The 9394-nt window shown below is 66.1% G+C and carries 9 protein-coding genes; 4 read left to right on the forward strand and 5 right to left on the reverse strand.

Annotated features, from left to right (window positions below):
* On the forward strand, positions 1 to 212 hold a 212-nt coding region (locus tag ACOJTD_RS23690; protein WP_420135297.1), incomplete at its 5' end, for a hypothetical protein.
* Positions 213 to 321: 109 nt separating this feature from the next.
* Here the strand turns inward: ACOJTD_RS23690 and holA are convergent.
* From holA to ACOJTD_RS23710, 4 genes are all read right to left on the reverse strand, one after another.
* Positions 322 to 1350 carry a DNA polymerase III subunit delta gene (gene holA / locus ACOJTD_RS23695; RefSeq protein ID WP_420135298.1) on the reverse strand — a complete coding sequence of 343 codons (1029 nt, stop codon included), beginning with the start codon at positions 1348 to 1350 and terminating at the stop codon, positions 322 to 324.
* 48 nt (positions 1351 to 1398) lie between these two features.
* The gene (gene lptE / locus ACOJTD_RS23700) at positions 1399 to 1959 is read right to left on the reverse strand and encodes an LPS assembly lipoprotein LptE (protein WP_420135299.1); all 561 of its coding nucleotides are present in this window, start codon (positions 1957 to 1959) and stop codon (positions 1399 to 1401) included.
* The gene (gene leuS, locus ACOJTD_RS23705; protein ID WP_420135300.1) at positions 1946 to 4570 is read right to left on the reverse strand and encodes a leucine--tRNA ligase; all 2625 of its coding nucleotides are present in this window, start codon (positions 4568 to 4570) and stop codon (positions 1946 to 1948) included. Before leuS ends, lptE begins: the two co-directional genes overlap by 14 nt.
* 202 nt (positions 4571 to 4772) lie before the next feature.
* Positions 4773 to 6449 carry a diguanylate cyclase domain-containing protein gene (locus ACOJTD_RS23710; protein WP_420135301.1) on the reverse strand — a complete coding sequence of 559 codons (1677 nt, stop codon included), beginning with the start codon at positions 6447 to 6449 and terminating at the stop codon, positions 4773 to 4775.
* A gap of 175 nt (positions 6450 to 6624) precedes the next feature.
* On the opposite strand from ACOJTD_RS23710, the gene ACOJTD_RS23715 reads away from it, so the two are divergent.
* Entirely contained in the window at positions 6625 to 7290 is a 666-nt protein-coding gene (locus ACOJTD_RS23715) for a YggS family pyridoxal phosphate-dependent enzyme (RefSeq protein WP_420135302.1), read from the forward strand.
* Positions 7291 to 7411: 121 nt separating this feature from the next.
* Here the strand turns inward: ACOJTD_RS23715 and ACOJTD_RS23720 are convergent, their stop codons facing one another.
* Positions 7412 to 8023, reverse strand: a complete 612-nt coding sequence (locus ACOJTD_RS23720) for a L,D-transpeptidase family protein (protein WP_420135304.1) — start codon at positions 8021 to 8023, stop codon at positions 7412 to 7414.
* Between the two features lie 120 nt (positions 8024 to 8143).
* Here ACOJTD_RS23720 and ACOJTD_RS23725 point away from each other — a divergent pair, with 120 nt between their 5' ends.
* Together ACOJTD_RS23725 and ACOJTD_RS23730 are read left to right on the forward strand one after the other, a co-directional pair.
* Positions 8144 to 8830 carry a response regulator transcription factor gene (locus tag ACOJTD_RS23725; RefSeq protein ID WP_054162166.1) on the forward strand — a complete coding sequence of 229 codons (687 nt, stop codon included), beginning with the start codon at positions 8144 to 8146 and terminating at the stop codon, positions 8828 to 8830.
* 77 nt (positions 8831 to 8907) lie between these two features.
* Complete coding sequence (locus tag ACOJTD_RS23730) at positions 8908 to 9357, forward strand: cyclic nucleotide-binding domain-containing protein (protein ID WP_420135303.1); 450 nt, start codon at positions 8908 to 8910, stop codon at positions 9355 to 9357.
* Positions 9358 to 9394 lie beyond the last annotated feature (37 nt).

Here is a 9394-nt window from a genome sequence, read left to right on the forward strand (position 1 = left end):
TTTATTTAATTTTGTTTGTTCAGGCCTTGAACGACGACCTCTCGTTCGTCTTTCGGGGGCGCGCCGCGTTGCTGCGCGAACCCGGAATCCATACTCACAAATTTCTCGTGAGGGCACGGCGAGGCTGGTTCCAGCGTCGAGCCGAAGTCGCAGTGGTTATGGATTCCGGGCTCGCGCTACGCGCGCCCCGGAATGACGAACGAGAGGGCTAGTTGTCTCGCGAGTTTCGTGCGTGGCAGCTTCGCTGCGCCAAGTACGTAACGTTGGCACGGTGCTTCACACCTTTGCCCACCCTACATTCACCGAACTACCTTCTCCCAACTAACTCCGTCGCCTCGCACTCACCGCGATCGACAGTAGCGTGCGCTGGGCGATGGCGGCGCCGAGGGTGGCTTGGCGGCGTGTATCAAGTGCGGCGACGGCGAGTTGCTCGATGATTTGCGCCAAGCGGGCCGGCGACAGGTTGCGCAGCGCGGCTTCGGCCGCGGCCTTGCGTGAGAAGTGCAGCCTTGGAAAACCGCTGTCGAGCGCCGTCGCGGCCGGTGTGCCGGCTTCGACCGTCAGGCTGGTCTTGTGCAGGAACGCGGCGTGGCGCTGCGCGGCCAGAATGATCTGGCCCGGATAGGTGCCAGCCACCATCGCCTTGGCGAATTCGGTTTCGACCACCTGCGGCTTGCCCGAGAAAGCCGCGTCGACGATCACGTCGAGCTTCAGGTCCGAGGCGTCGGACACGCAGGCCATGACGTCGTCGAGCGTGATCTCGCCTTGGCCATGTGCGTAGAGCGTGAGCTTGCGGACCTCGTTGCGCGAGGCCTGGCGGTCGCCGCCCAGCAGCGTCATCAGTACGGCGCGGGCGTCGCGGCCGATCTGCAGGTTCGCGGCGCGGAGTTCGTCGTCGATCAGCTTGGCGAGATCGGCCTCGGCGTCCGGATAGCAGCCGATCGCCACCGCGCTCGGCGCTTTCTCGCAGGCCTTGCGCAGCGCGTTGTCCGGCTTGATGTCGCCGGCTTCGATGACGATCCGGCATTCCTTGGGCGGTGTTGCGGCGAGCGCCTCGACGCCGGCGACGAAACTGCGCGAGCCGGCGCGCACCCGGATCGCGCGGCGGCCGCCGAACATCGGGATCGCCAGCGCCTCGTCGACCAGCCGTGAAGGCTCGGCGGCGAGTTCGTCGCCATCGAGGCGCACCAGGGCGAACGGATCCTTGGGATCGTCGAGCGCGGAAGCGATCAGCGCATCGGCGCGTTCCCGCACCAGTCCGGCATCCGGCCCGTAGAGCAGGATGATCGGCCGGCCCGCATCCGGACGGCTGAGGAAAGCGGTGGCGTCTCGTCCGCGCAGCGCGACCATGGCGCAATCAACCCGACGCAGCGGCGCGGCGTCCGCGCATCGCCCGTCTCAGATGCCGGCGTAGAAGAAGGAGGCGAGCCGGGTGTTGATGTTCTCGGCGATTTCCTGCGCGGCGCGGTCTTCGGCATCGCGGCCGGCGCGGGTGCGGGCGAATCGCTGGGTCTGTCCCGGCACGTCGTATTCGACGCGCGAGAAGGTGTTGCCCGTCATCACCACCTTGCCGGTGGCGATCTCGATCAGCCGGTAGCTGGCGTCGATGCCGTAATTCTCGATCGTCGGAAGCGCGGTGTTCGGATCGACGATCAGCGACGAGCGCTGCGTGGTGATGTTGAGCGCCAGCGTGTACAGCGGCGGCGCACCAGTGGCGGCGCCGTACATCTTGAACATCAGCGCATTGCGGATCTCGACGCCGATTCGGGCGTTGCGCGACCCGTTCGGAAGGTTGAGCGGCGGCACCTCGACGGCCGAGATCTTGTCGCGCAGCGTCGGCGAGCCGTCGCCGCGATCGGCATACATCGGCTGAAAGCAGGCGGCGAGCGGCGCCGTCAGCACCACGGCAAGCGCCAGCCTCGCGATCACTTTCGCCACAGCGGGCTTAACCGACGACATTCACGATCCTCTGCGGAACCACGATCACCTTGCGGACGGGCTTGCCGTCCAGCGCCTGTCTTACCGCATCGAGGGCCAAAACGGCAGCCTCAATTTCTGCAGTCGCGGCGGCCCGAGGCACAGTGACCTCGGCGCGCTTCTTGCCATTGACCTGCACCGGCAGCGTCATGCTGTCCTCGACCAGCAGATCGCGCTCGATTTGCGGCCAGACCGCTTCGGAAACGAGGCCGGACTGGCTCAGCACCGTCCAGCATTCCTCGGCGAGGTGCGGCATCATCGGGTGGAATAGTTGCACCAGGATCACGGTGGCTTCGCGCAGCGCCCAGGCGAGATCCGGCGCCGGCGTGCCGGCTTTCGCCAGAACATCCCCGAGATTGTTGGAGAATTCGCGGATGTGGGCGAGGCTGACGTTGAACGCCAGCCGCTCGATGCCGTTCAGCACCTTGTCGAGTGCGCCGTGCGCCGCCTTGCGCACCGCCAGCGCCTCGGGGCCGAACGTCTCGGGCCGGGCCGCCGGCGCGGCTTTGGCGATCTCGGCGGCGTCGTTGACCATCCGCCACAACCGCTGCACGAAGCGCGACGCGCCCTTGACGCCTTCCTCGCTCCAGATCACGTCGCGGTCGGGCGGAGAGTCCGAGAGCATGAACCAGCGCGCGGTATCGGCCCCGTAGGTGCCGATGATCTCGTCAGGGTCGACGGTATTGCGCTTGGACTTGGACATCTTCTCGATCGGGCCGATCTCGACCGGCGTGCCGCCGTCAAGCAGCGTCGCCTTCCGCGAATCACCCTCGACCGTGATCGAAATCTCGGCCGGCGAGGCGAAGTGGCCATCGGCGGTCCGATAGGTCTCGTGCACCACCATGCCCTGCGTGAACATGCCCTTGAACGGCTCGTCCAAGGCGACGTGGCCGGTCGCCTTCATGGCCCGGGTGAAGAACCGGCTGTAGAGCAGATGCAGAATCGCGTGCTCGACGCCGCCGATATACTGATCGACCGGCAGCATGCGGTTGACGACATCGGGCGTGGTCGGCGCGGTCTCGTTCCACGGATCGGTGAAGCGCGCGAAGTACCAGGACGAATCGACGAACGTATCCATCGTGTCGGTTTCGCGCTGCGCCTTGCCGCCACATTGCGGGCAGGCGACGTGCTTCCAGGTCGGATGGTGATCGAGCGCGTTGCCGGGCTTGTCGAACGACACGTCCTCCGGCAATTCGACCGGCAGGTCCTTGTCGGGCACCGGCACGACGCCGCACACCTCGCAATGGATCACCGGGATCGGGCAGCCCCAATAGCGCTGGCGCGAGATCCCCCAGTCGCGCAGGCGGAAGTTGACCTTGCGCTCGCCGACCGGCGCGCCGCCGAGCTGCGCCGTCTCCAGTCGCTTCGCGACTTCTTCCTTGGCGTCCGCAATGGTCATGCCGTCGAGGAAGCGCGAATTGATCATGCGGCCGTCGCCGTCATAGGCGGTGTCGGTGATGACGAAGCTGGCCGGGTCCTGGCCCTCCGGACACACCACCGGCGTGTTACCAAGCTGGTACTTGTTGACGAAGTCGAGGTCGCGCTGGTCGTGCGCCGGGCAGCCGAAGATGGCGCCGGTGCCGTATTCCATCAGCACGAAGTTCGCCACATAGACCGGAATCTGCCAGCTCGGGTCGAACGGATGCACGGCACGGATGCCGGTGTCGATGCCCTGCTTTTCGGCGGTGTCGATCTCGGCCTGCGCGGTGCCGCGCTTCTTGCAGTCCTCGACGAAGGCCGCGATCTTCGGATTCCTGGCCGCCGCCGCCAGCGCCAGCGGGTGATCGCCCGCGATCGCCATGAACTTGGCGCCGAACAGCGTATCCGGCCGCGTCGTGAAGATCTTCAGCTCGGTCTCGCCGCTTGGTGTCGTCGCCGGATCGAGCGCGAAGCGGACCAGCAGGCCTTCGCTGCGGCCGATCCAGTTGCGCTGCATCAGCCGAACCTTGTCGGGCCAGCGGTCGAGCGTTTCCAGCGCGTCGAGCAGCTCCTGCGAGTACTTGGTGATCTTGAACACCCACTGGTTCATCTCGCGCAGCTCGACGACGGCGCCGGAGCGCCAGCCGCGGCCGTCGATCACCTGCTCGTTGGCCAGCACGGTCATGTCGACCGGATCCCAATTGAGCTTGCGGGTTTCCCGTTCGGCGAGGCCCGCCTTCAGGAAGTCCAGGAACATCTTCTGCTGATGCTTGTAGTAGCGCGGATCGCAGGTCGCGAATTCACGCGCCCAGTCGAGCGACAGCCCCATGGTCTGGAGCTGCTTCTTCATCGCCGCGATGTTGTCGTAGGTCCATGCCTTGGGGGCGACCTTGCGTTCGATCGCGGCGTTCTCGGCCGGCAGGCCGAACGCGTCCCAGCCCATCGGATGCAGCACGTTGTAGCCGCGCGCACGCATCGTCCGCGCCACCACGTCGCCCATGGTGTAGTTGCGGACATGACCCATGTGGATGCGTCCCGACGGGTATGGGAACATCTCGAGCACGTAATACTTTGGGCGCGGGTCGTCGTTCTGCGTGGCGAAGATCTTCGCCTCGTCCCATTTCGCCTGCCACTTGGGTTCGGATTCGCGGGCGTTGTAACGTTCGTTGCTCATGGAGATCAGTCGGGTGGCCGGTTCGAGCGCCGTTCAAGACGGATGGAAGCGCGAATGAGGTCGCAAACCAATGCGGGCTCGGGGAAAATTCGCGCGCGAGGCGCGCGGAATAGGCCACGAAACACTGCGCCGGGTCAATGGGATGGCGCAGTCTGCCGGCTGTCGCGCGGGACTCTGTCGCCGGCGACCGGCTGCGCCGTTTTCAGCTCGCGATCGCCATCGACACCGGGTCGGCGATTCGCATGATGCCGTGTTCGACCACGGTGTTGCGGCCGCGATGCTTGGCGGCGTAGAGCGCAGCGTCGGCGGCCTCGACCAGCTCGGTCGGGGCATTGCTTTCGGTCGGCAAAGCCGCCGCGACACCGACGCTGATGGTGACTCGCTGGAAGACGCTGGTCCGGTGCGGCAGCGCGAGCCGTTCGATCGTGGCGCGCACCATCTCGCCGACGCTGGCTGCGGTGGCGGCGTCGCTCTCGGGCAGCAACAGGCAGAATTCCTCGCCGCCGTAGCGCGCGGCAAAACCGCCGGTGTCGCTGGCGACGCTGGCCAGCGCCTCGCCGATCCGCGACAGGCAGGCGTCGCCCTCCGGATGGCCGTAGCTGTCATTGAACATCTTGAAGTGGTCGACGTCGAGCATCAGCAGCGCCACGCCGTGTCCGTTCTGCACGGCACGCATCCACTCGAAATCCAGCCGGCTCTGGAAACCGCGCCGGTTGGCGAGGCCGCTCAGCAGGTCCATCGAGGCCATCACGGTGAGGCTGTTATTGGTCGCCACCAGTTCGCGCTCGCGCTGGCCGAGCTGCGCCGCCATGGCGTTGAAGGCGCGGGCCAGCGGCTGGAATTCCGAGGGCAGCTGCGCCCGGTCGGCGCGGGCCGACCAGTCGCCGTGGGCGAACCGCCGGGCCGTCGACGTCAGGATTGAGATCGGCTTCACGATCAGCCGTTCGGCCGCGATCAACGCGCCGAGCAGGGCGATCAGACAAACCAGCCCGAGCTCCAGATAGGCGGTCCGGATCTCCTGATTGATGGCCGCCGAGACCACATTCTCGTCGAGCGTCGTCACCAGGCGGGCGTTGGTGCCGGAAATCCGCGACACCGCGAGCAGCCGGCCGTCGTCGTCATGCGCCGTCGCCAGTTCGCGGTCGCGCGGATTGGCGCCGAGCGCGAAGGCCAGCGGGGCGCCGTCGAGCTTGTGGCCGATCTGGCTGCGCTGGTTCGGCGAGGCCGCCAGCACGGTGCCCTCGCCGTCGATCAGCGCGACGCTCAGTCCGGCATGGCCGGCCAGATTGCTCATGATGTCGGACAGCCAGTCGAGATTGATGCCGGCGATCAGCACCGCCTCTTCGCTCGCGTCCACCGCCGACACCGGATAGGCCGCCAGGATCGTGCCTTTGCCGCTCTGGGCGCCGACCAGGAAATCGCTGACCACGAAGTCGTGGATCTCGAGCGCCCTTCGGAAATACGCCCGCTGGCTGACGTCGGCGCCGACGAACATCGCGGACGTCGAGCAATGGATAATGCCGTTGGCATTGGCCACCGACAGCATTCGAACGGAGGGCAGGTCGACCCGGAGGCTGGCGCGCAGGATGCTGCAGCCGCGGCCGATCTGCGAGGCGCCGGCATGGATGTAGGCGGCCGATTTCAGCACCGCTTCGACCGAGGAGATGACCTCGCGCTGCGCGTCGGCGGCGCGCTGAGACAGGGTCGCGACGTTATTGGCCACGGCAGCCAGCTGGGTGGCGCGGGTATGCTCCAGCAGCCGGACCCGGTCGAGCATCATCGGACACACAAGAATCAAGGCCAGAATCACCAGCCTTGCGCGGATCCCAAGCAGCCCCCTGAGCTTCGCTTTCTTGCGAATGATGGCGATGCGTGACATCGTTGCCCCTTCAATCCCCCGCAAACACCCTAGGTCGAAGGGTTCAAGAACCCTTCTTCCAACTCGTTACAATTTGAGCGAAGGCACCACCGTTGATTGAATACGATTCTCATCTCGCGTCCTGTCGGGACCATGACGGCTTCAGCGTCACATGCTTCGGAGGCTCGTTGTCGCGATGAGCGCAGGGGCGGCGGAGGGGCTCGCGGCGGTCGAGCAGGCGGTTGCGCAGGCATGTCGCGATGCCCGCCGGGAGCGGGATTCAGTGACGCTGATCGCGGTGTCGAAAACCTTCGACGCCGCGGCGATCGAACCGGTGCTGGCCGCCGGGCAGCGGGTGTTCGGCGAAAATCGCGTGCAGGAAGCCAAGGCCAAGTGGCCGGCGCTGATCTCCGCGCATCCGGGCACGACACTGCATCTGATCGGGCCGCTGCAGTCCAATAAGGTCAAGGAAGCGGTCGCCTTGTTCGACGCGATTCACTCGGTCGATCGCCCGAGCCTGGCCGAGGCGCTCGGCAAGGCACTGCCGGCTTGCGGCCGGGCGGTGGAGCTGTTCGTCCAGATCAACACCGGCGAGGAACCGCAGAAGGCCGGGGTCGCGCCGCAGGAGGCGGATGCATTCATCGCGGCCTGCCGCGACAAATGGGGCCTGACGGTCTCAGGCCTGATGTGCATTCCGCCGGTCGACGAAGCTCCGGCGCCGCATTTTGCGCTCACTGCCAAGATCGCCAAACGCAACGGCCTGTCCAAATTGTCCATGGGCATGAGCGCCGACTTCGCCACAGCGATCGAGTTCGGCGCGACGCATGTCCGGGTGGGATCCGCGATCTTCGGGCATCGGTAGCCGCGCGACGTTCGTTGCCACGTTGGTCGAGCACTGCTTCCTGCCCAGAGGTCATCGCCCGCTTTCGCGGGTGGTCACATCAATCATTGAGGCGGTCGCTGCTTTCCCAAGCTTCGCAACCTCACCCAATCACGATCTTCGTCCGCGGCCCGATCCGTCCCAGTAGCCTCAGCAGGTTCGGGCGGGTCATGGCGATGCAGCCGGCGGTCGGGCCGAAATTGTCGCGGGCGAGATGCAGGAAAACGGCGCTGCCGCGACCGGCGATGCGTGGCCTGGTGTTGTGGTCCATCTCGATGATGAAGTCGTAGAGGTGGTCAGCGCGCTGCAGCCGGTCCCCGGCGTCGCCGGCGCCGCGCCGGAGCGGCCGATTGTAATGCCGACTCGCTGGATCCTCGCACCAGGCATCCGTCGGCGTGATCGGGCGGACCGGCAGAAAGCTGCGCGGCCGCGGCCAGCGATCGGCCCGCCACCACAGCCGCAGCGGCCGGAAGCTGCCGCGCGGCGTGCCGCCGTCGCCTTCGCGCTTGTTGGCCAGAATGCCACCGCGGCCGAGCGCCACCGGAATGGTCAGGCCCGCGGCCGTCAGCCAGCCGCGGCTGCGCTGCCCGGCGGCGGCACGGACCCGGATCGTCGCCAAAGCGGTTGCCGCGGGCTTTTGGGAAGCTTTTGATTTCTTGTCGGTTTTCACGTTTGGCGCGGAAGCTCGAGAGGTCGGGGACGGCAAATTTAGCATACCGCTGTTCAATTCCGCGGGAACGATCCCTATTTGCTGTTCTGCGATACAATCGCGCGTGATTTGGAAGGCATCGGCCCGCCTCGGCGGAGCTGCCTGCAAGACCGAAGGACATCGACCATGCCGAACGCCCGCAAGATCCTGATCGTGGATGACGACACCGATCTCCGCGATGCGCTGGTCGAGCAGTTGTCGCTGCACGAGGAGTTCGAGGCCTCGGCGGTCGACACCGGCGCCAAGGGCGTTCAGTCCGCAAAGGCCAACGCACCGGATCTGGTGCTGATGGATGTCGGCCTGCCCGACACCGACGGCCGCGAAGTGGTGCGCAGCCTCCGCAAGGGCGGGTTCAAGGCGCCGATCATCATGCTGACCGGCCACGATACGGATTCGGATACCATTCTCGGCCTGGAGAGCGGCGCCAACGACTACGTCGCCAAGCCGTTTCGCTTCGCCGTGCTCCTCGCCCGGATCCGTGCGCAGTTGCGCCAGCACGAGGCCAGCGAGGACGCGGTGTTCACCGTCGGTCCCTACAGCTTCCGCCCCGGCTCCAAGATGCTGACCGGCGCCAATGCCAAGAAGGTGCGGCTGACCGAGAAGGAAACCGCGATCCTGCGCTTCCTGTATCGCGCCGGCCAATCGGCGGTGTCGCGCGAGACGTTGCTGCAGGAGGTGTGGGGCTACAATTCGGGCGTGACCACGCACACGCTCGAGACCCACATTTACCGACTTCGCCAAAAGATCGAGAAAGACGCCGCCAATCCGGAGATTCTGGTGACCGAGGCCGGTGGCTACAAACTCGTGCCGTGATACCAATAGGGGCCGAATCGACGCCAAGCGTTCGCTGATCGAGCGTTTGGCGCCTCCCGTTCTCTGACCGGTCCCTGATGTCGATCGAAGATGATGTTGCGCTGCTTGAACGTGTCCCGACGCTGCGGCTGTTGGGCGACACGTCGTTGCGCATGCTGGCGATCGGCTCCGAGCAGCGCGACTACGCACGCGGCGACATGCTGTTCAACGCCGGCGATCCGTCGGATGCCGGCTATGTGGTGCAGACCGGCTCTTTCCAGCTGACCTCTTCCGAGGGAGGGCCGTACGAACTGATCGCGCGGCCTGGCGATTTGATCGGCGAACTGGCGCTGGTGCTGCCGATGCCGCGGCCGTCCAGTGCGGTCGCGATGGAGTACTCGTCGGTGATCAGGATCGCCCGCAGTCTGTTCCAGCGCGTGCTCGAGAGCGATCCGCCCGCGGCGCGCCGCCTGCGCGACGAATTCGCCGCCCGCACCAGCCAGATCGCCAGCGACATCATGATCGCCGGCGCGAAGCTGAGTTCGTAGTTGCTCTTTTCCCTCTCCCGCTTGCGGAAGAGGACCG

Origin of the sequence: Rhodopseudomonas sp., from assembly GCF_048594845.1 — a bacterium.
GTDB lineage: Bacteria > Pseudomonadota > Alphaproteobacteria > Rhizobiales > Xanthobacteraceae > Rhodopseudomonas.

Excerpts from the sequence above, each read along its gene's own strand:
- ACOJTD_RS23710 (WP_420135301.1), bottom strand. The coding sequence starts at position 6,449 with ATGTCACGCATCGCCATCATTCGCAAGAAAGCGAAGCTCAGGGGGCTG.
- ACOJTD_RS23715 (WP_420135302.1), top strand. The coding sequence starts at position 6,625 with ATGAGCGCAGGGGCGGCGGAGGGGCTCGCGGCGGTCGAGCAGGCGGTT.
- ACOJTD_RS23725 (WP_054162166.1), top strand. The coding sequence starts at position 8,144 with ATGCCGAACGCCCGCAAGATCCTGATCGTGGATGACGACACCGATCTC.
- ACOJTD_RS23720 (WP_420135304.1), bottom strand. The coding sequence starts at position 8,023 with ATGCTAAATTTGCCGTCCCCGACCTCTCGAGCTTCCGCGCCAAACGTG.
- leuS (WP_420135300.1), bottom strand. The coding sequence starts at position 4,570 with ATGAGCAACGAACGTTACAACGCCCGCGAATCCGAACCCAAGTGGCAG.
- holA (WP_420135298.1), bottom strand. The coding sequence starts at position 1,350 with ATGGTCGCGCTGCGCGGACGAGACGCCACCGCTTTCCTCAGCCGTCCG.
- lptE (WP_420135299.1), bottom strand. The coding sequence starts at position 1,959 with ATGTCGTCGGTTAAGCCCGCTGTGGCGAAAGTGATCGCGAGGCTGGCG.
- ACOJTD_RS23730 (WP_420135303.1), top strand. The coding sequence starts at position 8,908 with ATGTCGATCGAAGATGATGTTGCGCTGCTTGAACGTGTCCCGACGCTG.